The organism is Bartonella sp. CM120XJJH, assembly GCF_042194715.1.
Taxonomy (GTDB): Bacteria; Pseudomonadota; Alphaproteobacteria; order Rhizobiales; family Rhizobiaceae; genus Bartonella.
Genome location: NZ_JBHINE010000005.1, coordinates 35,527 through 61,887 on the forward strand (window position 1 = coordinate 35,527; position 26,361 = coordinate 61,887).

General features: G+C 35.2%; 21 protein-coding genes. 14 read left to right on the top strand and 7 right to left on the bottom strand.

The window, feature by feature from the left end; all coding sequences use genetic code 11:
- Positions 1 to 141: 141 nt before the first annotated feature.
- Both ACFIKU_RS03525 and prfB read left to right on the top strand, forming a co-directional pair.
- Complete coding sequence (locus ACFIKU_RS03525; protein ID WP_375642005.1) at positions 142 to 2,607, top strand: penicillin-binding protein 1A; 2,466 nt, start codon at positions 142 to 144, stop codon at positions 2,605 to 2,607.
- 161 nt (positions 2,608 to 2,768) lie between these two features.
- Positions 2,769 to 3,897, top strand: a protein-coding gene (prfB, locus tag ACFIKU_RS03530; RefSeq protein ID WP_375642006.1) for a peptide chain release factor 2 whose coding sequence is annotated in 2 segments (ribosomal slippage) — positions 2,769 to 2,837 and positions 2,839 to 3,897 — 1,128 coding nt in all. Because the reading frame shifts where the segments join, the coding sequence is not laid out codon by codon here.
- Between the two features lie 328 nt (positions 3,898 to 4,225).
- Here the strand turns inward: prfB and ACFIKU_RS03535 are convergent.
- The 3 genes from ACFIKU_RS03535 to ACFIKU_RS03545 form a co-directional block, all read right to left on the bottom strand.
- Positions 4,226 to 4,711: a peroxiredoxin gene (locus ACFIKU_RS03535; RefSeq protein WP_375642007.1), complete on the bottom strand. Its 486-nt coding sequence runs from the start codon at positions 4,709 to 4,711 to the stop codon at positions 4,226 to 4,228.
- 186 nt (positions 4,712 to 4,897) lie between these two features.
- Complete coding sequence (gene tyrS / locus ACFIKU_RS03540) at positions 4,898 to 6,151, bottom strand: tyrosine--tRNA ligase (RefSeq protein WP_375642008.1); 1,254 nt, start codon at positions 6,149 to 6,151, stop codon at positions 4,898 to 4,900.
- Between the two features lie 312 nt (positions 6,152 to 6,463).
- Positions 6,464 to 7,144 carry an alpha/beta hydrolase gene (locus tag ACFIKU_RS03545; protein WP_375642009.1) on the bottom strand — a complete coding sequence of 227 codons (681 nt, stop codon included), beginning with the start codon at positions 7,142 to 7,144 and terminating at the stop codon, positions 6,464 to 6,466.
- A 161-nt stretch (positions 7,145 to 7,305) separates the two neighbouring features.
- On the opposite strand from ACFIKU_RS03545, the gene ACFIKU_RS03550 reads away from it, so the two are divergent.
- The 9 genes from ACFIKU_RS03550 (at position 7,306) to ACFIKU_RS03590 (ending at position 19,853) form a co-directional block, all read left to right on the top strand.
- A complete protein-coding gene (locus tag ACFIKU_RS03550; RefSeq protein ID WP_375642010.1) occupies positions 7,306 to 8,481 on the top strand; it encodes a cysteine desulfurase family protein in 1,176 nt (391 codons plus the stop codon).
- Positions 8,482 to 8,621: 140 nt separating this feature from the next.
- On the top strand, positions 8,622 to 10,133 hold the full coding sequence (gene sufB / locus ACFIKU_RS03555; protein WP_375642011.1) for a Fe-S cluster assembly protein SufB: 1,512 nt from the start codon (positions 8,622 to 8,624) through the stop codon (positions 10,131 to 10,133).
- A gap of 160 nt (positions 10,134 to 10,293) precedes the next feature.
- Positions 10,294 to 11,049 carry a Fe-S cluster assembly ATPase SufC gene (sufC, locus tag ACFIKU_RS03560; protein WP_375656700.1) on the top strand — a complete coding sequence of 252 codons (756 nt, stop codon included), beginning with the start codon at positions 10,294 to 10,296 and terminating at the stop codon, positions 11,047 to 11,049.
- An 11-nt stretch (positions 11,050 to 11,060) separates the two neighbouring features.
- Positions 11,061 to 12,323 carry a Fe-S cluster assembly protein SufD gene (gene sufD, locus ACFIKU_RS03565; protein WP_375656701.1) on the top strand — a complete coding sequence of 421 codons (1,263 nt, stop codon included), beginning with the start codon at positions 11,061 to 11,063 and terminating at the stop codon, positions 12,321 to 12,323.
- Between the two features lie 10 nt (positions 12,324 to 12,333).
- Positions 12,334 to 13,578 carry a cysteine desulfurase gene (locus ACFIKU_RS03570; RefSeq protein WP_375656702.1) on the top strand — a complete coding sequence of 415 codons (1,245 nt, stop codon included), beginning with the start codon at positions 12,334 to 12,336 and terminating at the stop codon, positions 13,576 to 13,578.
- Positions 13,571 to 13,972 (top strand): SUF system Fe-S cluster assembly protein, encoded by a 402-nt coding sequence (locus ACFIKU_RS03575; RefSeq protein WP_273787976.1) that lies wholly within the window; start codon positions 13,571 to 13,573, stop codon positions 13,970 to 13,972. The genes ACFIKU_RS03570 and ACFIKU_RS03575 overlap by 8 nt, the downstream gene beginning before the upstream one ends.
- Before the next feature lie 83 nt (positions 13,973 to 14,055).
- A complete protein-coding gene (locus ACFIKU_RS03580) occupies positions 14,056 to 15,696 on the top strand; it encodes a site-specific DNA-methyltransferase (protein ID WP_375656703.1) in 1,641 nt (546 codons plus the stop codon).
- A gap of 22 nt (positions 15,697 to 15,718) precedes the next feature.
- Complete coding sequence (locus tag ACFIKU_RS03585; protein WP_375642016.1) at positions 15,719 to 18,469, top strand: DEAD/DEAH box helicase; 2,751 nt, start codon at positions 15,719 to 15,721, stop codon at positions 18,467 to 18,469.
- 442 nt (positions 18,470 to 18,911) lie between these two features.
- Positions 18,912 to 19,853 (top strand): COG2958 family protein, encoded by a 942-nt coding sequence (locus tag ACFIKU_RS03590; RefSeq protein WP_375656704.1) that lies wholly within the window; start codon positions 18,912 to 18,914, stop codon positions 19,851 to 19,853.
- A 631-nt stretch (positions 19,854 to 20,484) separates the two neighbouring features.
- Here the strand turns inward: ACFIKU_RS03590 and sodC are convergent.
- The 4 genes from sodC to ACFIKU_RS03610 form a co-directional block, all read right to left on the bottom strand.
- Positions 20,485 to 21,012, bottom strand: coding sequence for a superoxide dismutase [Cu-Zn] SodC (gene sodC / locus ACFIKU_RS03595; RefSeq protein ID WP_375656705.1), 528 nt, complete (start codon positions 21,010 to 21,012; stop codon positions 20,485 to 20,487).
- A gap of 382 nt (positions 21,013 to 21,394) precedes the next feature.
- Positions 21,395 to 21,751 carry a hypothetical protein gene (locus ACFIKU_RS03600; RefSeq protein WP_375656706.1) on the bottom strand — a complete coding sequence of 119 codons (357 nt, stop codon included), beginning with the start codon at positions 21,749 to 21,751 and terminating at the stop codon, positions 21,395 to 21,397.
- Positions 21,729 to 22,073: a hypothetical protein gene (locus tag ACFIKU_RS03605; protein ID WP_375656707.1), complete on the bottom strand. Its 345-nt coding sequence runs from the start codon at positions 22,071 to 22,073 to the stop codon at positions 21,729 to 21,731. The genes ACFIKU_RS03600 and ACFIKU_RS03605 overlap by 23 nt, the downstream gene beginning before the upstream one ends.
- A 391-nt stretch (positions 22,074 to 22,464) precedes the next feature.
- Entirely contained in the window at positions 22,465 to 23,691 is a 1,227-nt protein-coding gene (locus ACFIKU_RS03610) for a UbiH/UbiF family hydroxylase (RefSeq protein ID WP_375642022.1), read from the bottom strand.
- A 183-nt stretch (positions 23,692 to 23,874) separates the two neighbouring features.
- Here ACFIKU_RS03610 and pcsA point away from each other — a divergent pair, with 183 nt between their 5' ends.
- The 3 genes from pcsA to ACFIKU_RS03625 are packed head-to-tail and all read left to right on the top strand — an operon-like array spanning position 23,875 to position 26,171.
- Entirely contained in the window at positions 23,875 to 24,693 is an 819-nt protein-coding gene (gene pcsA, locus ACFIKU_RS03615) for a phosphatidylcholine synthase (protein ID WP_375642023.1), read from the top strand.
- A gap of 21 nt (positions 24,694 to 24,714) precedes the next feature.
- The gene (locus ACFIKU_RS03620) at positions 24,715 to 25,761 is read left to right on the top strand and encodes an enoyl-CoA hydratase/isomerase family protein (protein WP_375656708.1); all 1,047 of its coding nucleotides are present in this window, start codon (positions 24,715 to 24,717) and stop codon (positions 25,759 to 25,761) included.
- Positions 25,758 to 26,171, top strand: coding sequence for a DUF6163 family protein (locus tag ACFIKU_RS03625; protein ID WP_375642025.1), 414 nt, complete (start codon positions 25,758 to 25,760; stop codon positions 26,169 to 26,171). The genes ACFIKU_RS03620 and ACFIKU_RS03625 overlap by 4 nt, the downstream gene beginning before the upstream one ends.
- Positions 26,172 to 26,361 lie beyond the last annotated feature (190 nt).

Below are 26,361 nucleotides of genomic sequence, written 5' to 3' on the forward strand. Positions count from 1 at the left end.
GAGCTTCTAGTGTACCCTAGTATAAATAAAAGATAGAAAACAAATTCTCTTGATCTCAATCTTGTGGTGATATCCACTTGCTGTATTGGAAGTAACGTATTTTTTCTTTGATTAATTCTTAAGAAAGCGATAGCCGTTTTTATGATGATTTTTTTAAGATATCTTCTTCGTTTTTTTGTTGCTATTGGACTTTGTGGAGCAATAAAGTTGGGTGTTATGACGAGTAGTCAAGCAAATGCATTGCCTGATTATGAAGTTCTTTCACTTTATGAGCCGCCGGTAATGACCCGCGTCCATGCTTCTGATGGCCGTCTTATGGCAGAGTTTGCAACAAAACATCGTCTCTATTTACCAATTCAATCAATACCAAAGCTTGTTATAAATGCTTTTATTTCGGCTGAAGACAAAAACTTTTATCATCATTTTGGTTTAGATCCCGAAGGACTTTCTCGAGCTTTGATCAATAATATTCGTAATATTGGTTCTGGAAGACGTCCAGAGGGTGCATCAACTATAACGCAACAAGTCGCTAAAAACTTTCTTTTAAGTTCAGAAACAACGTTAGAGCGTAAATTTAAGGAAGCTATTTTAGCAATGCGTATTGAGAAAACTTATTCAAAGGATCATATTCTCGAACTTTATCTCAATGAAATTTATCTGGGTCGTGGTACTTATGGTATAGCAGCTGCTTCTTTGACCTATTTCAATAAATCCGTCAATGATTTGACGCTAGAACAATGTGCTTATTTGGCTGCTCTTCCAAAAGGACCAGCAAATTATGATCCATTTAAGAATACACAACGTGCTATTGATCGGCGTAATTGGGTTATCGACAGGATGATTGCAAATGGATATGTAACGCGTGAACAAGGTGAAAAAGCGAAAGCCAAACCTTTAGGAGCGACAATACGTGGAAGCGATAACTATGTTTTTGCGGCTGATTATTTTACTGAGGAAGTGCGACGTCGTTTAATACATCGCTATGGGGCTAAAACACTTTATGAAGGTGGGCTTTCCATTCGTACAACGCTTGATCCGCATTTACAACTTATTGCGCGACGTGCTTTGCACGATGGATTAATTAGATTTGATCGTGCACAAGGATGGCGTGGAGCTTATGCGCATATTGATGAGAAAGGTGATTGGGGGATAGAACTTGCAAATACCACGGGACTAAGTGATGTTCCTGAATGGCGTTTAGCTGTTGTTCTTTCTACTAATCCCAATAAAGTAGAGATTGGTTTACAGCCACAGCGCGAAGCTTCAGGTATATTATCAAAAAAACGGGAAATTGCTGTTTTATCTGAATCTGATTCAAAATGGGCACTGCATGTTGTAAAAGAAAATGGTTATCGAAAAACTGTTCAGAACTTATCTCATGTTCTGCAAGTTGGGGATGTCATTTTTGTTGAAAAACTATCCAATACAAACAACACTTATCGCTTACAACAAATTCCAAAGGTTGAAGGTGCAATTGTTGCTATGGAACCTCATACAGGGCGCGTTCTTGCTATGGTGGGAGGATTTTCTTTTGCCGCATCTGAATTCAATCGTGCAACCCAAGCTTATCGCCAACCGGGGTCTGCTTTTAAGCCTTTTGTTTATGCAGCAGCTCTTGATAACGGGTATACACCAGCATCCGTTGTTTTAGATGGCCCCATTGAAGTTCGTCAATATAATGGTGAAGTTTGGCAACCCAAAAATTATGGAGGTACCTTTGCAGGACCTTCAACGTTGCGTTATGGTATTGAGCATTCTCGTAATCTTATGACAATACGGCTTGCCAATGATATGGGAATGCCTCTTGTCGCTGAATATGCAGAACGCTTTGGCGTTGTGGATAAATTGCAGCCTTATCTTCCCATGGCTTTAGGGGCTGGCGAAACAACAGTATTACGAATGGTTACGGCTTATTCCGTTATTGCCAATGGAGGGCGCTCTATTAAACCTTCACTGATAGACAGAATTCAAGATCGTTATGGAAAGACAATTTATCGTCATGATGATCGTATTTGTGAAAATTGTAATACGCATTCATGGAATAATCAACGTGAACCCACATTGATTGATGAGCGAGATCAAGTTCTTGACCCTATGACGGCTTATCAGATTACTTCCATGATGGAAGGGGTTGTTCAGCGTGGTACTGCAGCACGTTTACGTTATCTTAATAGACATATTGCTGCTAAGACAGGGACAACCAATGACTCTAAAGATGTCTGGTTTATGGGATTTACTCCTGACATTGTCGTTGGTATTTTTGTCGGCTACGATCAACCCGCTCCGTTAGGATATAATGGAACCGGAAGTTCATTAGCTGCACCTATTTTTGGTGAGTTTATGGCAGATGCTCTTAAAGGGAAGCCAGATGTTCCCTTTAAGATGCCGAAGGGCATGATTTTAATGCCAATTAATCGGAAAACAGGAATGCTTGCAGAAAGAGGAGATCAAGATGTCATTATAGAAGCATTTAAACCAGGAACTGGTCCTGCTGATATATATCAAGTTATTGGGGGTACAAATTCTTTTCAAGAAGGTGTTCCTGCAGTAACGACTTCTCCACAAGTCAATAAAGCCCTTGAAAGTGGGACAGGTGGGTTGTATTAATCAACAAAATCTCCTTTTGTCATAAGCTATGGTTTTTTTTACAGTGTTGGTCCTGTAAATAGAATGATAAATCCATGCTATTTCCTCACAAAAGCTATCAAATTTGTATAAATTCTAGAAACATAACCAGAAAGAGTGTTAAAAAAATACGGTGTTAAATTATGCGAGCAGAAATAGAAACATTAGTTGATGAAATCCAAAAAGCAATTCAATTGCTAAGGGGGCATCTTTGACTGGGATCAATCACTAAAGCGTCTCGAATATCTTAATCAAAAAGCGGAAGATCCGTCATTATGGGATGATGCACAACGAGCACAGGATATGATGCGTGAGCGTCAACGTCTTGATGATTCAATCAATGGTCTTTTATCATTTACAAGAACACTTGAAGAATGCATTGAGCTTATCGCGATGGGTGAAGAAGAAAGCGATGTTGAAATTATCGCTGATGCAGAAAATTCAATACGCAATCTTAAAAATGAGATAGATAAAAGGCAAATTGATGTACTTCTTTCAGGAGAGGCGGATCCGAATGATACCTATTTAGAAGTTCATGCTGGAGCAGGGGGAACAGAAAGCCAAGATTGGGCTTCTATGCTCTTACGTATGTATATGCGCTGGGCTGAACAGCATGAAATGAAGGTTGAAATTTTAGAAATTCATGATGGGGAAGAAGCAGGGATAAAGTCAGCGACTATTCTTGTAAAAGGGCATAATGCTTATGGAATGTTAAAAACAGAATCAGGCGTTCATCGCTTGGTGCGGATTTCTCCATTTGATTCGAATGCAAAGCGCCATACCTCTTTTGCGAGCATTTGGGTTTATCCAGTTATTGATGACAATATTGAAGTTGATGTTTCAGAAGCAGACGTGCGTATTGATACATATCGTGCATCGGGCGCAGGAGGACAACATGTTAACACGACAGATTCCGCTGTTCGCATCACACATATAAAAACGGGTATTGTTGTTCAATGTCAAACAGAGCGTTCTCAACATAAAAATCGCGCTACGGCTTGGTCGATGTTGCGTGCACGGCTTTATGAAGAAGAGCTTAAAAAAAGAGAAGAAGAAACCAATGCTGCTGAATCTTCTAAAACAGAAATCGGGTGGGGACATCAAATTAGATCTTATGTTCTTCAGCCCTATCAGCTTGTCAAAGATTTGCGTACAGGGATTGAAAATACGGATCCACAATCCGTACTTAATGGTAATTTAGATGCATTTATAGAGGCAGCACTCGCACGGCGCATTTATGGAAAAGACAAAGAAATTGAGGATATTGGTTAATTATATATCCTTCCTTCAAGCCATGTAGATTTTTTTAAGCTGTTCGTTTGTTATGATGTTACGATAGCCTTTGATACTTTAAAGGTTCAAAGAGGGATTTTTTATTCCTTTCTTCAATTTTTTCTCACACGCCAATTCTGCTTACGATATTGCAAGTGATAGGAAGAAGCTGAAATAAGAAAAATTTGCGATATTCGGAGGACTAATATAAATATAAAACAATTCATTATCCTTATAAATCAATATATTGTAAAAATTAAATCCGTTGAAAAACCAAAATCAATTCAGAGGATAATTTTTGCTTTTTAAGGTAAATCAAACACTCAATTTACAAATTACCATTATGATGTAAAAGTGTTGCAGTAGCTAAAACATTTTCAGCATGCCCTGATACGCTTACTTTGCGCCATTCTTCTGCTATTATTCCATTTGCATTAATTAAAAAAGTACTCCGTTCAACTCCCATATATTTGCGTCCATACATGCTTTTCTCAACCCAAACACCATAAGCTTCGAGGGTTGTTTTTTCTTCATCAGAAACCAAGATGACATCAAGTTCATGTTTTACTTTAAATTTCTCATGTTTTTTTACATTATCTGGAGAGATTCCAATAACAGCAACACCGATTTCATCAAATTTCATCTTTAATTTTGTGAAATCAAGTGCTTCGATTGTGCAGCCACTGGTGTCATCTTTTGGATAAAAATATAAAACAACAGGTTTTCCTTTAAAGTCAGAAAGACACACTGTCTCTCCTCCATCGCGCGGCAAATTAAAATCAGGAGCAAGAGCACCTTTCATTGGTCGTGTCATTGTTTTCATCTTTCTTGTGTAACAGGTATAAGACATCAGAGTACACAGAAGAAAAGAACTATTCAACTCTCTAGAATATTATTGTTTTGAAGAGACCTTTATTTTCCTAACAAAACTCATCCTATCACAACGATTAGACTGGAAGAACAAGGTAGACGTGAACAACATAAACAAAACAACAAAAGATTATATTGGTTTCATCACAACATGTTTTTTCTTACCGAAAGAAAGTTTAATGATTCCTTCTGCACTGACATCCTCTTCAATAATAAGATGTGTTTCATCCTCAATAATTTGATCATTTACACGCACACCTCCACCTTGAACGTGTCTGCGTGCCTCACTATTAGATTTAGCAAGTCCTGCTTGTACTAAAAGAGTGAGCAATCCAACACCTTTTTTTAATTCTGAGGCATTAACTTCAACAGTTGGAAGATTTTCTCCCAGAGTTTTTTCTTCAAACGTTTTGCGAGCAGTCTCTGCTGCTGCATTGGCAAGAGCACGCCCATGCAACATTGCCGTAACTTCTGTTGCAAGAATTTTTTTTGCTTCGTTAATTTCTGTTCCTTGCAATACAGAAAGTTTAAGAATCTCATCCATTGGCAATGGAGTATAGAGCTTTAGAAATCGTGTTACATCAGCATCTTCTGTATTGCGCCAATATTGCCAAAATTGATAAGGTGAAAGCATATCCGCATTCAGCCATACAGCTCCATTCAATGATTTACCCATTTTGGCACCGGAAGAGGTTGTCAGCAATGGTGATGTTAACGCATATAATTGTGGTGTTCCTAAACGATGCCCTAATTCGATTCCGTTAATAATGTTACCCCATTGATCAGAGCCCCCCATTTGCATACGCAACCCATAACGTTTATAAAGTTCAACAAAGTCATAAGCTTGCAGAATCATATAATTAAACTCTAAGAATGACAAAGAATGCTCACGCTCAAGTCTCAGTCTGACAGAATCAAATGACAACATACGGTTGACAGAAAAATGTTTTCCTACATCACGCAAAAATTCTAAGTAGTTTAAATTACATAACCATTCAGCATTATTTACAATACAGGCATCCGTTTCTCGGTCACCGAATGTCAAATAGTTAGCAAATACCTTTTTAATACCATCAATATTTGCAGCAATATCATCTTGTGTCAGAAGGCGTCGCGCTTCATCTTTGAAGGAAGGATCACCGATCAATCCGGTCCCTCCGCCCATTAAAGCAATGGGGCGATGACCCGTTTTTTGCAACCAATAAAGCATCATAATCTGAAGAAGACTTCCAGCATGTAAACTCGATGCTGTTGGATCAAATCCAGTATAAGCGCTTACAGTTTCTTTTGAAAAAAGATCATCTAAGCCTTTTTCATCTGAAATTTGGTGGATAAAACCACGTTCGCTCATAATGTGTAAAAAATCAGATTTAAAGGCAAACACAGATTCAATTTCCTAACTTTAGAGTGCATTCATTTCATATAATAGGTGATTATATGATGAGCGTTATCTATCATAACTGATGCACACATCACAAGAGAAAGAGACATATCGATAATATAAAGATAATAATACAGGTATTATTTCCTTTTTACGCTAAAAAAGAGACTTCTCAGTGATAGAAAAAAGGTATTCTGTTATTCTCATTTCTATTCTGAAATAAAATTTAGAAAAGTTTTAAATACAGACTAAAAAATTACTTTGTTATGATCAGAGACGGCTTTTGCTGATTTTTTATAAATCTATCGTTTTTTCCTAAGTTAGTGAAAGTATTTCAGGAGGAGGAGAGAGAAGTTCATTGGTGATATGGTTATCCAAATAGTGGGCACATCGTTCAATAAGTTCTTCATGGCATCCACTGAAAAAGTGATTAGCCTCTTCCAATATTTCTTGTGTGATGATGATACCTTTTTGTGTTTTCAATTTATCGACAAGTATTTGAACATCTTTTTTTGGGGCAACTTTATCGATACCGCCATGAATGATAAGTCCAGAGGAGGGACAAGGTGCAAGAAATGAAAAGTCATAAACATTAGGCTGAGGGGCAACAGAGATAAATCCCTCAATTTCCGGTCGGCGCATTAAAAGCTGCATACCAATCCATGCTCCAAATGAATATCCTGCTACCCAACAATTTTTAGAGTCTGGATGTTGTGTTTGCACCCAATCAAGAGCAGCAGCAGCATCTGAAAGTTCTCCTATTCCATAATCAAATTCACCCTGACTACGACCAATACCACGAAAGTTAAAACGTAAAGTTGTAAATCCACGTTGCTGGAACATATAAAAGAGGTCATAGACAATTTTATGATTCATAGTTCCACCAAATTGGGGATGAGGATGCAAAACGATCGCAATAGGTGCATTTTTTTGTTGTGAAGGTTGATAACGCCCTTCGAGCCGACCCGCGGGACCGTTAAAAATAATTTCTGGCATAAAATGCTCCTTAAATGCAATAAAAGGCTTTCATTGACCTTGGTCGACTTTTACCATAGAATCTCTTAAATAATTATTAGATATTCTTTTTTTAGTGCACTTTTCAAGAAAATTGCGCTATTTTTTTAATTAATTCATAAGATTAATGATTGCGATGTAAAATGGTTATAAAACGCCGATATTTTGATCATAACGCAACAACACCGCTCAAAAAAGTGGCACGGATGGCGTTACTGGAATCTTTAGAGATATTTGGTAATCCATCATCGGTTCATAAGGAAGGGCGTGCGGCTAAAACTTTGTTACAAAAGGCACGTCGACAAATCGCTGAAAATCTTAAAACAGATCCAGATCACGTGGTATTTACCTCTGGTGCGAGTGAAGCAGCAATGACTTTGTTAACACCCTTTTATAATATGGGGAATGCAAAAGTTCAATTTTCCCATCTTTACCTTGGAGCGACTGAACATCCCTCTGTTGCTGAGGGAGGGCGTTTTTCTAAAGAATTGATAAGCGTCATTGCTGTTGATCAAGATGGGCTCATTCGACAAGATAAATTATCAGCGCTCTTAACAGCTCACGATAAAACAAAAGGTTTACCTCTTGTTGCTATTCAAGCTGCAAATAGTGAAACGGGTGTGATTCAACCATTAACAGAAATCGCTGCTATTGTTCGGGATTTAGGAGGCACTCTTATTGTTGATTTAACACAATATGTAGATAAAAATTTCGTGGATATTAATCAGCTAGGAGGAGACTTTTTTATACTGTCTGCACATAAAGTTGGTGGTCCTAAAGGAATCGGTGCTTTTGTTTCATGTGGTAATCTTCTCATGCCACACCCTCTTATTATTGGGGGGGGACAAGAAAAAGGTCTCCGTGGAGGAACAGAGGCATTACCCCTTATTGCTGCTTTTGGGGCAGCAATGGCTGATTGTTTCACACAGGAGGAAATAAGACAGTTAATATATTTACGCAATAAATTAGAAGATGGACTACAAAAAATAAGTAAAAATGTTGAAATTTTTGGCAAAAAAGTTCAACGTTTGCCAAATACAACTTACTTTACCGTGAAAAATATAAAAGCTGAAACGATGCAAATTGCTTTTGATTTAGAAGGGTTTTCTATATCATCCGGCTCTGCTTGTTCTTCGGGAAAAGTAAAACAAAGCAAAGTGTTGGAGGCAATGGGGTATCATATTCCAAATGGTGCCATTCGCATTTCGCTAGGGCGGGACACAACATCTGAAGATATTGATGATTTTTTGTCGTTTTTTTCTCAAATTATAAGCAGGAAAAAAGAGGAAGATTTAACATCAGAACGTTATAAAAATTAGAATTATTTTAAAAATAAGGTAAGTTTGATTGAAATTTTTGCACTTTACCTATAGCCTAGGAAATAACTTGCTTACTTTAATCTTGGGAAAAACAAGACTTTTAGTTACCGGTTTTTGATGCCAAAAAATGGAGAAAATTTATGCCGGCAGTACAAGAAACAATACGTCAAGTACGTGAAATAGATGTTGATCAATATAAATATGGTTTTGAAACCAATATTGAAACAGATAAAGCTCCAAAAGGCTTAAATGAAGATATTATCAAATTCATTTCTGCTAAAAAACATGAGCCTGAATGGATGCTAACATGGCGCTTAAAAGCTTACCGCCGTTGGCTGACAATGCAAGAGCCTCATTGGGCGCGTCTTGAATATCCTAAAATTGATTTTCAGGAGCTTTATTATTATGCTGCTCCAAAAAATCATACAGGACCAAAATCTTTGGATGAAGTGGATCCTGAGTTATTAGCAATGTACGAAAAACTTGGCATTCCCCTTAAAGAACAAGAGATTTTGGCAGGAGTAAGAAAACAGTCTGATCCCTCTACTTTTGATGACAGTATGTCTGTATCGGGGCAGGTGGCTGTTGATGCAGTCTTTGATTCTGTTTCTGTTGTAACAACATTCAAAAAAGAGTTGGCACGTGCTGGTGTGATTTTTTGTTCTATTTCAGAGGCGATTATTGAACATTCTGAGCTTATTAAGGAATATTTAGGAACAGTTGTACCTATAAGTGATAATTATTATGCAGCCTTAAATGCAGCTGTCTTTACAGATGGTTCATTTGTTTATATTCCCAAAGGGGTTCGTTGTCCTATGGAGCTTTCAACTTATTTTAGGATTAATGAACGCAACACTGGCCAATTTGAACGAACATTGATTATCGCCGCTGAAGATTCCTATGTTTCTTATCTTGAAGGGTGTACAGCACCCCAACGTGATGAAAACCAACTTCATGCTGCTGTTGTTGAGCTTATTGCCCTTAAAAATGCAGAGATTAAATATTCTACAGTACAAAATTGGTATCCTGGCGATAAAGATGGAAAGGGTGGTATTTATAATTTTGTGACGAAGCGTGGAGATTGTCGAGGTGATAACTCTAAAATTTCATGGACACAAGTTGAGACTGGTTCTGCGATTACTTGGAAATATCCATCCTGCTTACTCCGTGGTGATAATGCGCGTGGAGAATTTTATTCTATTGCTGTTGCAAATGGTCATCAACAAATTGATTCCGGTACAAAAATGATTCATTTAGGAAAAAATACATCCAGTCGCATTATTTCCAAAGGTATTTCTGCAGGTTTTTCAAATAACACTTATCGAGGACAAGTCACAGCTCATCGAAAAGCACAAAATGCGCGTAACTTTACGCAATGTGATAGTTTGTTAATCGGGAATGATTGTGGTGCGCATACAGTTCCTTATATTGAAGCGAAGAATGCGACAGCTCAGTTTGAACATGAAGCCACAACATCAAAAATTTCGGATGACCAACTTTTTTATGTTATGCAAAGAGGAATTCCCGAAGAAGAAGCTATCGCATTAATTGTAAATGGTTTTGTAAAAGAGATCATTCAAAAACTTCCCATGGAATTTGCTGTCGAAGCACAAAAGCTTATTGGTATTAGCCTTGAAGGTAGTGTTGGATAATTTTATTTAATGAGATAAATAGAAGACTTGATGCAAAAAGGCTGTAACAGTAGCAAATAATGCTAAAAATGACCTCTATGGTAATTACAAAAGTAGATGAATGCTAAGGCAAAATAATACGCATTGATATCTGAAAAAACAGCCAAAACAGGATTAAATTATGTTAGAGATAAAAAATTTGCACGCCCGTATTGCTGAGACCAATACAGAAGTTATTCGTGGTTTAAACTTGACAGTTCAAGATGGAGAAGTTGCCGCTATCATGGGACAAAATGGAGCCGGAAAATCAACTTTGTCTTATTTGCTTGCTGGTCGTGATGATTATGAAATAACAGAAGGAGATATTCTCTATAATGGACAATCACTTTTAGAAATGGATCCAGCAGAACGTGCTGCATATGGTGTTTTTCTTGCATTTCAATATCCAATGGAAATACCAGGGGTAGCAACAATGGAATTTTTAAAAGTTGCGATGAATTCTCAACGCAAAGCGCGAGGTGATGAAGAGCTTAAAATTCCTGAATTTATAAAGTATGTCAAAGAAGTTTCAGCCAAACTTGAAATAGATATGGATATGCTAAAGCGTCCATTAAATGTAGGTTTTTCGGGTGGAGAAAAAAAGCGTGCTGAAATTTTACAAATGGCACTTCTTGAACCTAAACTTTGCATTTTAGATGAAACGGATTCTGGTTTAGACATTGATGCACTAAAAATTGTTGCAGATGGTGTTAATAAACTTCGGGATTCAAAACGTTCATTTTTGGTGATTACCCATTATCAACGGCTGCTTAATTATATCATTCCTGATACTGTACATGTTCTTTATAAAGGACAAATTATCAAAAGCGGAGATAAATCCTTAGCGATTTATTTAGAGCAAAATGGGTATGCTGATCTTATCAGGGAAGCAGTTTGAGGTTATTGAATATGAATGCACAGCAAAACTTGTTAGCGGTTGAAGAAAATATCCTCAGTAATTTTAATCAGTATGTAAACGACTTACCTGGTGATAAAGCTATACGGGAAATTCGCAAGAAAGCTATTGAGCAGTTTCAAACTGCACAGCTTCCTTCCCGTAAAATCGAAAGCTGGCATTATACTAATCTGCGTACCTTACTGAAATCTATTAGCAACTTTTCAAAAGTTCAAGACAATCAATTGGTTGATGCGTTGCTTTCAGAAAGTGCTGTTTTCTCCATAAACAATGGAAAAACATCGATAGAGTCAAAGGTAGACAATATTACAGTAAAACGCCTTTCAGACGCATTAGAAGATAATTCTGTACAGATAAATCAAAACATTTCTGATGAGGATTTCATTGGACAGTTAAATACAGCTTTTGTTACAGATGGTTGGCTTTTTCACATACCTGAAAATACAAAGTTAAATATACCCATTGAATTACAAAATATACAAATGGGGGGACAATCTCATATTTTTTCGGATATAAAAGTTGATAAAAATAGTCAAGTTATGTTTATTGAACATCAGGTTGGCAGTGATAAAGATACCTTTGTTAGTTCAATATTTTCATTAAATGTTGCTGCTGATAGTGATGTTACGTGGATTCTCATTCGCAATCGTGATTTTAATTCTACGCAATTTGGTCGATTTTGTGCTGTTCTTGATCAAAGAGCGAAGTTATCACTTTATGTCATTAATATAGGAAGCCAATTAAATCGCCAAGAAGTCGATATTGAATTACAGGGAGAAGAATCTGATTTTCAATTACGCGTTATAAATTTATTATCAGGACAAACACATAGTGATCTTACAATGACTGTTCGTCACGTAGAAGAAAAATCAACATCAACCGAAATTATACGCAATGTGGTTACAGATAAGGCTGTTGGTGTTTTCCAAGGAATAATACGTGTTTCTCAAAAAGCGCAAAAAACAGATGCACGCATGGCTTGTAATAGCCTTATTCTTTCAGATGATGCAGAATTTAATGCAAAGCCTGAACTGGAGATTTTTGCTGATGATGTTGCATGCGGTCATGGTGCAACAGTTGCTAATATTAATCATGATTATCTTTTTTATCTTATGGCGCGTGGTATCCCATTTAAAATGGCTCGTGCACTTTTGATTAAAGGATTTATCTCTGAGCTCATTGATGACATCAAGCAAGATAATATTCAAATTGTTTTGGAGAATATCATTAGTAAATGGCTTGAAAAAAATGTTTAAGGTAGAAAAAATGGAAAATAACGTACAAACATTTACTTATAATGTCGAAGAAATTCGGCGTGATTTTCCTCTTTTGCAGCGTCAAGTTTATGGAAAGCGATTAGCATATCTTGATAGTAGTGCTTCTGCCCAAAAACCAATGTCAGTACTCAATGCAATGAATAATTATTATCACTATAGTTATGCTAATGTGCATAGGGGAATGTATTTTTTAGCCAATATAGCAACACAATCATATGAAAACTCTCGTGAAACCGTTCGTGTTTTTCTAAATGCTCAAAAAGCTGAAGAAATTGTTTTTACGAAAAATGCAACAGAAGCTATTAATACTGTTGCTTATGGTTGGGCGATGCCCAAACTCAAAGAAGGTGATGAGATTGTTCTAACGATCATGGAACATCATTCAAATATTATTCCTTGGCATTTTCTCCGTGAACAAAAAGGTGTTAAACTTATTTTTGTTCCTGTCGATGAGAATGGTGTTCTGCACATTGAAGATTTCCAAAAGGCTTTAAGCGAAAAAACCCGGCTTGTTGCTATAACGCATATGTCTAATATATTAGGAACTGTGCCTCCTGTTAAAGAAATTATTAAGCTAGCACATCAAAATTCTATTCCTGTCCTTGTTGATGGTTCTCAAGGAGCAGTACATTTAACCGTTGATGTGCAAGATCTCGATTGTGATTGGTATGTCTTTACAGGTCATAAGCTTTATGGTCCCACCGGTATTGGTGTTTTGTATGGTAAGGAAGATAGATTAGAAGAAATGCGTCCTTTTCAAGGGGGAGGGGAAATGATCGAGGAGGTAACAACCGATAAGGTGTTTTATAATGCTCCTCCTTACCGTTTTGAAGCAGGCACTCCTCCTATTGTTGAAGCTATTGGATTAACTGCGGCTATTGATTATATACAAGAGAAAGGCCGTAGCACGATTCATGCCTATGAGAGATCCCTTTTAGCTTATGCGCAGGAAAAACTCAAGACTGTTGAGTCATTGCGCATTTATGGTCATTCTCCCAATAAAGGAGCTATTATATCGTTCACAATTGAAGGGATTCACGCCCATGATATCGCTATGTTTATTGATAGAAAAGGAGTTGCAATACGCGCTGGAACCCATTGTGCACAGCCTTTATTACAGCGCTTTGGTCTAACATCTATTTGTCGGGCATCATTAGCCATGTATAACACTCATGAAGATATAGATCAATTAGTAGAAGCATTGAAAGAAACAAGGACATTTTTTAATGGCTGAATCAATTGAAGAGCGTCATTCTACAGAATCTGTTGAAACTGTAAGTGAAAATAAAAAATCTTATATATCAGCAATTCCAGCAGATGAAATTGATCGTATGACGAATGATATTATTGCTGCTCTCAAAACAGTTTATGACCCAGAGATTCCTGCTGATATTTATGAGCTAGGACTGATTTATCGTATTGATATTGAAGATGATCGTTCAGTAAAAATTGAAATGACTCTTACAGCACCGGGATGTCCTGTTGCTGGTGAAATGCCTGGGTGGGTAGAAAATGCAGTCAGTGCAGTTGAAGGGGTTTCTTATGTTGAAGTCACTATGACTTTTGATCCACCATGGACACCTGATTGTATGTCAGAAGAAGCTCAAATTGCTGTCGGATGGTACTAAAAGTATTGTTAAGAGACTCTAATTTAGCCATTCATGAATAAGCTGTTTACTTTTCATAAGCGTTTAAATTTAAGGACGATCGCATGAGTTATAATAAACAAAAATTAGAACTTAACTGGATTGGAAAAGAAAAACGCCCAAAACTAGAGCCTCGTATCTTATTAGAAGATCTTGAAAAATCTTATCACGCTTCGCATCAAATATCTTCCCAAGATATTTTTGATAATAAACTTATTTTTGGTGATAATTTGCTCGCTCTCAAAGCGCTTGAACAAGAATATATGGGGAAGGTAAAATGTATCTATATCGATCCGCCTTATAATACAGGCAATGCCTTTGAACATTATGAAGATGGTTTAGAGCATTCCATATGGCTAAGCCTTATGAGAGACAGGCTAGAATTGTTACATCGTTTACTGGCAGAAGATGGAAGTATTTGGATTTCCATTGATGATGATGAACAAGCCTATCTTAAAGTGATGATGGATGAAATTTTTGGTCGCCAAAATTTCATCAACAACATTATTTGGCAAAAGAAATATGCTCCACAAAATGATACAAAGTGGCTTTCTGATAACCATGATTTTATAATGGTTTATGCTAAAGATAAAACGATTTGGCGCCCTCAATTGCTTCCTCGTTCAAGCGATATGGATGCGCGCTATAAAAACCCTGATAATGATCCGCGCGGGTTATGGCAATCTGGAGATTTATCCGTAAAAAGAGTAACGCCTAAGGATATTTATGAAATCATCACACCTTCTGGACGCAAGGTGATGCCTCCTGCTGGAACGAGTTGGCGGGTTAGCAAACAAAAATTCTCTGAATTATTAAAAGATAATCGCATTTGGTTTGGAACAGATAACGGTGGAGTGCCAAGGATTAAACGTTTTGTTTCTGAGGTTAAGCAGGGCATAACCAGTATGACGATTTGGCCCTATACAGAAGTGGGACACAACCAAGATGCCAAAAGAGAAGTCAAAGTTTTTAATTCTGATAGTGTCTTTACAACTCCCAAACCTGAGCGTTTAATGGAACGCATTATTCAACTTGCCACTAATCCCGGTGATCTTGTACTGGATTCTTTTGCTGGTTCTGGCACAACCGGTGCTGTTGCTCATAAAATGGGAAGAAAGTGGATTATGGTTGAACTTGGTGAACATTGTCATACCCATATTATCCCTCGTTTAAAACAAGTGATTGATGGAACTGATCAAGGGGGAATTTCCAAAAATGTTAATTGGCAAGGTGGCGGTGGATTTCGCTATTATCGCCTTGCACCTTCTCTGTTACAAAAAGATCCATGGGGACAATGGATTATTAGTCGCGAATATAATGCTGCGATGCTTTCAGAAGCAATGTGCAAGCATATGGGATTTACCTACGCACCTGATGAAAATCATTATTGGATGCAAGGGTATTCAACCGAAACAGATTATATTTATGTCACAACAAGCGCTATGACCCATGAACAACTCCGTATGATAAGTGAAGAGGTAGGCTCTCATCGCACGTTGCTGATTTGTGGTACAGCCTTTGATACAAAATCAGCATCCTTTGAAAATCTGACACTCACTAAAATCCCCCGTGCAGTATTAGAAAAATGCGAATGGGGAAAGGATGATTATAGTTTAAATGTGGCCAATCTTGAACCAGTGATTGTGGTAAAAGAAAACAACAAAAATAAAGATATTGCGCAAGCAGAATTAGATCTATTTGAATAATATATAAAAAGCGGAGTTTTTTATGAACACTGTTGAAAAAAGGATTTCTGCTCGCTTATCGTTACGTGATCCTCAACGTGAATCTTTAAATATTTTGGTAAAAATCTTAGAAAATATAGAACTTTCTAAAAATGCTGATTTGGTTGCAGAGTTAGAAGTGGTAAAAAATCTTTATCCTTCTGTACAAGATTTTGAACGAAACTTTCCCTCTTTTTGTTTTGCCTTAGCAACGGGTGTTGGGAAAACGCGACTGATGGGTGCTTTTATCAGCTATCTTTATTTAACAGGTCGCAGTCGCCATTTTTTTGTTTTAGCGCCAAATTTGACTATTTATGAAAAGTTAAAACAGGATTTTAGTCCCCAAAGTTCGAAGTATGTTTTCAGTGGAATGAGTGAATTTATTGCCAATAGACCCGTTATTATTACAGGTGAAGATTATGAAAGTGGTAAAGGTATTCGTGCTGATGAACACCCTTTTCAAGGACAAAAGTGTTTGTTTGAGAATAGAGATACGGCCTTTATCAATATTTTTAATATTTCTAAAATTAATACAACAGATAATAAAAAAGGCGCACTAAAATCTAGTATTCCGAGGATTAAACGCTTACAAGAGACGATTGGCGAAAGTTATTTTGATTATCTCGCAAATCTTCCTGATTTAGTTTTGTTAATGGATGAAGCACATCGTTATCGTGCTTCTGCTGGTGCAGCAGCAATTAATGAGTTAAAGCCTGTTTTAGGAATAGAGCTTACAGCAACACCAAAAACAATAGGTGCAAAACCCGTAGATTTTAAAAATGTTGTCTATAGTTATTCACTTGCAGAGGCTATGAGGGATGGTTTTGTAAAAGAACCTGCTGTTGCTACACGTAAAGATTTTCAACCTCAAAATTATACATCTGAGCAATTAGAACATATCAAATTACAAGATGCAATTCATGCCCATGAAAATGTGAAAGCAGATTTAATTGTCTATGCAAAAGATTATAACAAAAAGTTCGTTAAGCCTTTTATTTTAGTTGTTGCTCAAGATACAAATCATGCACAAAAACTACGGAATTTATTGGAATCAGATGAATTTTTCGCAGGGGCTTATAAGGGAAAAGTTTTAGAGATTCATACAAAACAGTCAAATATAGAAGAAGATCAAAATATTCAAAAACTTATTGCGATTGAGGATCCTCATGAGCCAACAGAAATTGTTATTCACGTTAATAAATTAAAGGAGGGGTGGGATGTTACTAATCTCTATACTATTGTACCGTTGCGTGCATCGGCTTCAGAAATTTTAACAGAGCAAACAATTGGGCGCGGATTGCGTTTGCCTTATGGGTATAGAACAGGCGTGGAAGCTATTGATCGTTTAACAATTATTGCGCATGATCGTTTTCAAGATATTATTGATCGTGCAAACGATCCAAACTCAATTATAAAAAAGCATATTGAGATTGGAAGAGGGGGGGATGTACCCTCTGAAAAGTCAGATATTGTGACGGTTCCATGTCAAGTAGAAGCTTTATTGATGCAAACGATGGTAACACGCAATTCCGATATAAATGGAGCATCTGATTTACAAGGTATTATATTACGTAATACAGATTCCCCTACATTAACGCCTGAAGAGCAAGATATTGCAGCGATCGCGTGGGATCTTATCAAAGAGAATGATAAATTGCCAAGTTCTCAAATGCTTTATTCTGCACCGATACAAGAAAAAATTGCTAATAAAGTTATGAATATTAAGCCTTCATCACAAAAGTCTCTTGTATCAAGAGTGGTTACAATTTTGACAAAAAAATTAGCAGAATTGATGATAGATATTCCCAATATTGTACTCATTCCTTCGCGTGAGGTTACTTATGGTTTTTCTGATTTTGATTTGGAAAATTTAGAAAACTTAAATTTGCAATCTGTTAGTAAAGAACTTTTAATTCGAGAATTGCGTACCCATAAAAGCATTTTTCTCACATCTAAGAATGAATATGTCAAAGAGCCTTATCTCGAAAATTACATCATTCGTGGTTTGATTGATAATGACTTTGTCGATTATGATAACCATACGCTCTTATTACGAAAATTAGCAGGTCAGATAGTAGAACATTTCCGATCTTATTTACCCAATGATGCAGCCGTTGAGAACGTATTAATTCACTATCAGCATAAGCTTACTAGTTTTATTGTTGCGCAATTAAGAGAGCATCAATGGGAAACGCAAAAAGATTATGAGGTTAAAGTGACACGGGGTTTTACAACTTTATCGCCTATCCATTATGTGTTACCGCAAGGGACATCTCCTCTTGATTTTCGTAATATTCCTGCCATTAAAAGCGATATTAAGAAACTTGTATTCAGCGGCTTTAGAAAATGCTGTTATCCTTTACAAAAGTTTGATTCAGTAGAAGGCGAGTTACGATTTGCTCAGATATTAGAGGATGATGCACAAGTATTGAAATGGATGAAACCTGCTCGGGGGTTTTTCAGAATAGAATATGATAAAGGATCAACTTATGAACCGGACTTTGTTGTAGAAACGAAGGATGTCAAGTATCTTTGTGAGCCTAAAAAAGCCTCTGAAATGCAAAATCCTATTGTTTTAAAAAAGAGAGAAGCTGCAGTTCAATGGTGTTGTCATGCAACGCGCTATGCGGCTACTTATGGCGGTAAAAAATGGTATTATGTTCTTATTCCCCATGATGCTATTAAAGCAAATAGTAGTTTTGAAGGTTTATGTGCAGAGTTTACCATTGCAGAATCTATACTTGAGAGCTCATAACTTTTCGTTTCAAAAATAAAATACATAAGTTTTTTAATTGACGGATGTGAGGTCCAATCAAATGTTTGAATAATTATTTTTAATTTTTTGCACTATCGCATCATTAATTTAAAAATATTAGGGGTTTCTTAAATCAGAAAATTAATATTTTTTCTAACAACATTAAAATAAAAGGAAAAATGTATAGAAAAGTTACACAAGATTATGATTTTTTATGGGAGTTTTTAGCACATTTACAATTTTTGATAAAAGTGCAATCTTACTTTCCTTATGTGAAAAGATCTTTGAGTTTATAGCCACAAATTCAAAAAAATATTTTAATTTTATTGGGTAATTTTGTAAATATGCTTTTTTTAAAAAACTTAAATAGTTTATTGTTCTTTTATTTAAAAAGCCTGAATATAATGAAATATCTAGAGGATAAAAGTAGATTGTTTTACATATGACTTTGAATTTAACAAACACTGTTTTTAATTTTTTAAAGCAAAACCCGACAACAAAATTTACAGCTCGAGAAATTGCTCAATGGATATTTGAAAATTATCCAGATAAATGCCGTCAAAAACAAAAGCATTCAACGGCAATAATTACTCCTCTTAATAGTGATGCAGCCCTTATTCAGCAAATTGTTGCTGAAATAGGAGCAAGACGCCCTCAGTTACAAAAGCGTTATTCAGAAATTAAAATCACTGAAGGACGACCACGGCAATATTATTTTACTAAACAAACAGATAGTGCTGAAATTGATGCAGTAGAGGACAATGCAAAGAGTAGAACAGAAGAAGGTAGCTCTGTTAAAGAGCATAATCTTTATCCATTATTATCTAAATTTTTATGGTCAGAGCTTGCAGTTTATAGCAAGCGCATTAATGAGAAATGTTCTCGTAATAAACATGGTGCAGGCGGAAATAAATGGCTTTATCCAGATCTCGTAGGAATGCAAGATTTAAGCAGTGAATGGAATCGTGAAATCAAAGATTGTGTTTTGCAATATTTTGATAAAAAAACGAAGCTTTGGTCTTTTGAAGTAAAAATTCTCATCAATCGTTCAAATTTACGAAAAGCATTTTTTCAAACAGTTAGTAATTCTTCATGGGCTAATTTGAGTTATTTAGTTGCTAGTGAAATTGAAGGGGTTGATACATTAAAAGAGCTTCGAATGCTTTCAAGTTTGCATGGAATTGGATTTATAAGACTCAATAAGGAAAACTCTTCCGAGAGTGAGATCTTAATTCCTGCCAAAGAACGTAGTGATATTGACTGGGATACTGCTAATAGATTAGTGGAAGAAAACAAAGATTTTCTTGATTATATTAAGCTCATTCGTCAATTTTATCAAACTGGCGAGATGCGTCCACTAGATTGGGATCATATGTATCCATGAGGGGTATTTTTAAAAAGACTCTATTGGTTAAAAGCTCTTTTTCAGAGTGATAAAAAATTATTCTAACTATTTTATTTGACTTATTATATTGATATAACATATTGATTTATAATGATAATTAGTCTTTTTTTAAACTTAAATGAGGGGGCTGTCTTTTCAAACGATCTTATATTGATATTTTATCAATCAAAATTGTTTGCGTGCATCTCATGAGTAGGGTTGAGTAGGGGAAGAGTAAAAATTCTGTTTTAGACCCGTTCTATTTTGTGCGTGGGGCGTGATTCCATTAGATACTAGACTTAATAATTATAATTTATTACAAATTTTCTATTGTAGAGAGTGAAATTCAACTTTTTTCTTTTTTTACATCAAGCATTGAAAATATTACTTCCTCATATTGAAGTCTTCTTTATGGAGAATTTATAATACTATTTCTTTAATTTTCATTGCTGTTCGCTTTGATTATTATTAAGTTTTTTGTTATCCGAAGTGAACATTCAAAAAAACATTAATTTTATAAAACACCCACACAGTTTACTCAATTTCTTGCAATAGATTAAAAAAAATAAATTTCTCTCACATCTTATGGTAAAGGGAGTGTGTACTGTCACAGTTTGCCATAATACTCTCTTTATTTATCAATAATACCGCACGCCAAACGCGCACCACCTCCGCCAAGCGGTAATGGTTTATCTGATTGATTATCTGCCCCTAAATGAATGACTAAAGAGCGCCCTTTAATTTCAGAGATTTTTTTTAATCGTGGAGCAAGAACGCTCATCGTGGCATATCCTTGCTTATCAACATAAAGTGCTGGTAAATCACCAAGATGACCATTGACATTATAAGGTCCTAAATGTTTTCCGGTATGTTCTGGATCATAATGTCCACCTGCGCTTCCGCCAATGATGCCATCTTTTGTATCACATGAAGGATTTACATGCACATGAAAACCATGCATCCCTTCTGATAAAGTAGATAAATTAGGGATGAAAATCAAACCGTATGTGGTTTCTTCAATTTTAATTCTACCAATAGCCTTTTTTGAATTATTATCTTCTAGTTTATAAATATTTACTTGTGTTGATAGTGCTAATGCAGAATTTTTATGAATTAAAAATGCCATAAAAACCAATAATGATAATAATATTTTTTTCATAAAATACCTTTATAATTATCTTTAAATAAATTTTATCTATAAAAATATTTATAATTTTATTAAATTGAAATTTAAGTAAAATAATTTACATAGAAATATTAGTTCTTAGAAAGAGCAAATAAATTAAATTATATATATGTGTTCTGAACATAACCCTCATTTTGTGATCTATAAAAAATGTAGCTTTCATAGATTGATAATTATATCTCGCTTACATTTCTTCAAGAGATGCTTTAAAAAATCTACTTTTTGAGGTGTAATAAAGAAATTTTAATAAGTTAGATATTATTTCATTTATAATAGATCATTATTTTATCAAAAAACAGAACATATAATTTGTTGATGATTTAATTGTTTTTTATAGAAAAAATGATAAAAATTTCTATTCATTATGAAATTTATAAGAGAAAGAATTATTATGATTCATATAAATTTCCCATAAAATACAGCATATACCGACACTTCCTCCCATTCCTGATCCTATCAGTGCTCCTATTATCATTCCAACAGAAAGTGCTACTCCTATACCCATTGCGATAACTGGACCAAATCCTGGAAGAGCAATATAACCATAAGCTGCAAGAGTTGCTGCGATAGTTCCAGATATGCTACCATTTAGACCGCCAATGAAAGCAAATTCTTTTATAGAATGGCAGTACTTTTTTAATTTTCTTTTCTTACAGCTATGAAAAGAAACGTTGCTGTAAGTTTTAAAATCAATCATATTTTTTTCTTTCATTTTGAATGCTAACTGTTCCTGAATAGTCAACGGATACGAAAAAATGGGACTTTTTAAATTTTACTAAAGCACGCCAGATGCCTTTGTCATCTAGACGTAATCGTTTAATATTCTCAAAACCGTTTTGCATAAGACAATTTTTAACTTGTGAAGCAGTAAATGAGTTCTGACCTATTTTAGTGACATTTTGAGTAGAGGTATAGGTAAAAGTTTGACAATAAGGAAGATGAAAAACTTCGCTGATTGAAGTAGTGACTGTCAACGAGAAACATAAAAGCATTATAAAAAAAATACTTAATTTCAAAAAATTATTTATTTTCATCTTGTCACCATTTGTTGAAACAACACTTCATTAACCTCTGTGTTACTAACAAGTTCCCAAGATGATTTTATTTTTAATATTATACTTAACGATAAAAATTTTTGAAAATCTATTGATTAAATAAAAATGTTTTTTATTATTTATTTTCTTGTTAAAATTAATGTTATAAAATAACTATTTCAAAACGGTATTATTTTTTATTTGCTTTATATTGCAAAATTTAACAGATATGATTTAGCAAGATATCTTTACAATTTCAGCTGTAGTCTATAATTAAATTTCTCTATTTCATATCAGTATGCTAAATATATATAATATTTTTTACATCAGTAATAGATATTATTCAAAATGCAATATTAAACCATAGAGCGATTATATCGCTTATTATTGCTCAGTAGAGCTGTTTAGATGATTTTGTTGGAAATATTTGCATAATTTCCTTGAATCCATAACCGGGATACATTCCTTCGCGCATAAATAAATTACGTAATGGTGAGAAACTATGTAACAAACCAAGCCCAACGCTTCGTATCATATGAACAGGCAACATGTGAGAAAGTAGAGCAGAGTTAAGTGTATGAACAGCTCCACTGCGGATTAATATATCTGGTTTGCGGCATTTGTTATAATGCGCAACAATCATTTCAGAGTTAGAATTGGATATTTTGTTGGGTAAAATATCAATCAAAGTTTGGATATCACGAAATCCTAAATTCAATCCCTGTGCCCCAATAGGGGGAAAAACATGAGCGGCTTCACCCACTAAAATTGTTCGATTAGCAGCAAAATGATGAGAAAGAAGTCCTGAAAGCGGCCATACTTGAATTGATGTTTCTAAGCTTAGCTTTCCAAGCATTGATTGCATTTGGTTTTCGATCATTTTTGCAATTTCTTTTGGTTCTATATTCAATAATTCCTCAGCACGAGAAGGACGAACGACCCATACAAGACTAGATCTTCGCCCTGGTAGAGGAACCTGTGTAAATGGACCATGTTCTGTATGAAATTCGGTTGATGTATTTTGATGAGAAAACTCATGAGAAAAGTTGAGAACAAGTGCTTTTTGTGGATAATTCCACTGTTTGACACTTATCCCTGCTGCGGCACGTGTAAGAGAGTGACGTCCATCAGCTGCAACAACAAGTGGTGCTTGAATGACTCTACGATCAACAAGAGTAATACATACATGGTCTTTTGTATGATGAAAAGATTTGGCTGCAGAAACAAATCTTGTAATATTAGGCGTACGTGTAACCGCATCAACTAAAGCACTGTTCAATTTTACATTAGGTATATTATAGCCAAAAGCTTTTTCACCAATTTCAGCAGAAGAAAAATGCACCGTAGGAGCATGCACAATTCTAGAAGTTATATCTATAATTCTCATGGATGATAAAGCAGCAGCATGTTGTTGAAGATTATTCCAAATATTGAGTTTTTGAAGCATGCGTATTGCAGGCATCATAAGAGCAGTTGTCCGCAACTCATCTGTATGAGCAGGGGGACCAACAAGAAAAACAGAAAGCCCCTCATGTGCAAGATTCAGAGCGGTTAACATTCCGACAGGACCTGCACCAATAACAGCAATATCTTTATGCTCTTTCTTTTCAAAGATCACAACGGTTTGAACCTTTCTCCATTGAGAAAATATTTTAACATTTCCAAATGATCACTCTCTTTTTATTATATGAAGCTCTTCTATTATAGTATGTAATAAATAATGCGATATAAAAAAGTAACCTTTTTATGATTTTTTTAAATGCTGAGTTATATCATCGGTAAAAAAATGGCGTATTGATAGATGGTTGAAGACATTAAAAACGAGGATAAGAAAACCTTGAAACGTAAACTAACAAAGAAAATCAAAACAAATGCTAAATTATTACGCCATAAAAAAGTAACAATGCCACAAGCAAAGGCCTTTTCCGTTCATTTACTAACAGCTTCGGGATCATTTTTAGCATTTCTTTCTCTTATATCAGCCTCTCAAAAAGAATGGACAGCTATGTTCTGTTGGCTTGGGCTTGCACTTCTCGTTGATGGTATAGATGGACCAATTGCACGCAAACTTGATGTTAAATACGTTCTTCCAACATGGTCTGGAGAGCTGTTAGATAATATTATTGATTACGTGACTTATGTCTTAATTCCTGCCTTTGCACTCTATCAAAGTGGTTTCATGGGGGTAGGGTTATCATTTTCATTGAGTGCAATTATTGTTATTTCATCTGCTATTTATTATGCAGATACTAGTATGAAAACCAAAGAAAACTTTTTTAAAGGATTTCCTGTTGTTTGGAATATGATGATTTTTACGCTTTTTGTCGTCAGACCGGAAGAGTGGATTACTTTTATCATTATTGTTTTATCGGCGATTATATCTTTTTTGCCAATTTATTTTATTCATCCAGTAAGAGTTCTTCGTTTACGTAGGGTTAATTTTCCAATTTTTCTCTTATGGTGTTTTTTTGGTGTTTCTGCATTCTTTTATCAACTAGAGGCTCCCTATTGGGTTAAAATAGGAATTTCGGTAACAGGAATTTATATATATTGTATTGGCGCAATCATGCAAATATTTCCTCAACTTGGGGCAAAAAATATAAAAAAAACAATAAAATAGTTGTTTTAAGAAGGGTGTAAGATGCAAATTGATTTTGGAGCAGATGATGATATTTCTTTTACGAAAGAAGGGCGTGCCGGTATTATAAAGCTCACACGCCCTTCAGCATTAAACGCTCTTAATCAACGAATGGTTTCAGCTTTAAAAAAAGCTCTCATGACATGGGAAACAGATGATGATGTTTCTTGTGTCTTAATTGAAGGGGAGGGGCGCGCTTTTTGTGCTGGTGGAGATGTTGTAGAAATCTATCATATGGGGAAAAGTGCCACTGCTTGTCAATATTTTAGTGATGAATATAGTTTAAATGCTTATATCAAACGTTTTTCAAAGCCCTACATTTCTTTCCTAAATGGTATTTGGATGGGAGGAGGGGTAGGTATTTCTCTCTATGGTTCGCATCGAATTGTTACAGAAAATACTGTTTTTGCTATGCCAGAAGGTGCGATTGGATTTTTTCCAGATGTCGGTGCAAGTTTTTTCTTACCATCTCTTTCTAATCATTTTGGCATCTATCTTGCATTAACGGGCGCACGCATAAAGTGGGGAGATTGCTTAAATTTAGGATTGGCAACACATGCCGTTGCTGAAATTGAATTCGATATGATTAGAAAAGCTGTTATTGAGCAAGGAGATCCTACTTTAGCTTTAAACGAGCGAGCAATTACAAAAGATTATGAAACGAGTCATGAAATACGTTGTATTATTAACACTTGTTTTAGTGCCCATACCTTAGAAGAATGTCTTGAGTTGCTACATAAAAAAGGTAATGAAGGTGTTCTATTTGCTAAAGAATGTTATGATATTTTACTATCACGTTCTCCGATAAGTTTAAAAGTTATCTGGAAACAAATGAAACAAAATTCATCTCGAACGTTGGAAGATTGTATGAAAATTGAAAATCGCATTGCACATCATATGATTAATTCACATGATTTTCATGAAGGTATACGTGCTATGTTAATCGATAAGGATAAAAAACCTCAATGGCAGCCAGATAAACTTTCAAATGTGACAGATGAAATGGTGGATTCTTACTTCCAACCTGTTGAGCAAGAGTTATTATTGTGAAAAATAATTCTCACAAACGGATTTCAAAAATTAATTTAATCTATAACTGTTATTTACGGTTTTTGGCACTTATTTGTTTAGTCCTAGGTATTTGTTATTGGATACGTCTTGTTGGTGTTTTTCCAGGTATTCTATGGCGTTTTGATCTTATGCCTTGGCAGTGGCAATTTGCATCAGCTATATTGGCTATTCTTTATCCTATTGCCTTAGTTGGACTTTGGATGCATTCACTATGGGGTATTATTGTGTGGTGTATTGCAGCATTGATTGAAGCAATAACAATATATTATTCCGATTTTATTTATCAGCCATTTGTACCATTATTTCATGGAATATTATTTTTAGTTTTTATAATACTACAAATTGTGATGTTTTTTTTAAAAAGAGTAAAAAATAAAAAAACATCGTGATTGAAATTTTCGAGCCAGAATAACAAGCTCGATTTTCAATCTTACTTAACTTAAAAGGTCATAAAGTTTTTAAAAGTAGCTCACCACAGTTTTCAAATTTCAAACATATATTCTTCAAAGTGCTAATGCTAATGCTAATGCTAATGCTAGATATACTCTTTCCATAAAGTTCCATAATATATATTATGCG

Coding starts and splice junctions, on each gene's coding strand:
- ACFIKU_RS03545 (WP_375642009.1), bottom strand. CDS start 7,144: ATGCCAGAAATTATTTTTAACGGTCCCGCGGGTCGGCTCGAAGGGCGT.
- ACFIKU_RS03600 (WP_375656706.1), bottom strand. CDS start 21,751: ATGAAAGAAAAAAATATGATTGATTTTAAAACTTACAGCAACGTTTCT.
- ACFIKU_RS03605 (WP_375656707.1), bottom strand. CDS start 22,073: ATGAAAATAAATAATTTTTTGAAATTAAGTATTTTTTTTATAATGCTT.
- sufB (WP_375642011.1), top strand. CDS start 8,622: ATGCCGGCAGTACAAGAAACAATACGTCAAGTACGTGAAATAGATGTT.
- ACFIKU_RS03590 (WP_375656704.1), top strand. CDS start 18,912: ATGACTTTGAATTTAACAAACACTGTTTTTAATTTTTTAAAGCAAAAC.
- sodC (WP_375656705.1), bottom strand. CDS start 21,012: ATGAAAAAAATATTATTATCATTATTGGTTTTTATGGCATTTTTAATT.
- ACFIKU_RS03580 (WP_375656703.1), top strand. CDS start 14,056: ATGAGTTATAATAAACAAAAATTAGAACTTAACTGGATTGGAAAAGAA.
- sufC (WP_375656700.1), top strand. CDS start 10,294: ATGTTAGAGATAAAAAATTTGCACGCCCGTATTGCTGAGACCAATACA.
- sufD (WP_375656701.1), top strand. CDS start 11,061: ATGAATGCACAGCAAAACTTGTTAGCGGTTGAAGAAAATATCCTCAGT.
- pcsA (WP_375642023.1), top strand. CDS start 23,875: ATGGTTGAAGACATTAAAAACGAGGATAAGAAAACCTTGAAACGTAAA.
- ACFIKU_RS03525 (WP_375642005.1), top strand. CDS start 142: ATGATGATTTTTTTAAGATATCTTCTTCGTTTTTTTGTTGCTATTGGA.
- ACFIKU_RS03585 (WP_375642016.1), top strand. CDS start 15,719: ATGAACACTGTTGAAAAAAGGATTTCTGCTCGCTTATCGTTACGTGAT.
- ACFIKU_RS03550 (WP_375642010.1), top strand. CDS start 7,306: ATGGTTATAAAACGCCGATATTTTGATCATAACGCAACAACACCGCTC.
- ACFIKU_RS03535 (WP_375642007.1), bottom strand. CDS start 4,711: ATGACACGACCAATGAAAGGTGCTCTTGCTCCTGATTTTAATTTGCCG.
- ACFIKU_RS03575 (WP_273787976.1), top strand. CDS start 13,571: ATGGCTGAATCAATTGAAGAGCGTCATTCTACAGAATCTGTTGAAACT.
- ACFIKU_RS03620 (WP_375656708.1), top strand. CDS start 24,715: ATGCAAATTGATTTTGGAGCAGATGATGATATTTCTTTTACGAAAGAA.
- ACFIKU_RS03570 (WP_375656702.1), top strand. CDS start 12,334: ATGGAAAATAACGTACAAACATTTACTTATAATGTCGAAGAAATTCGG.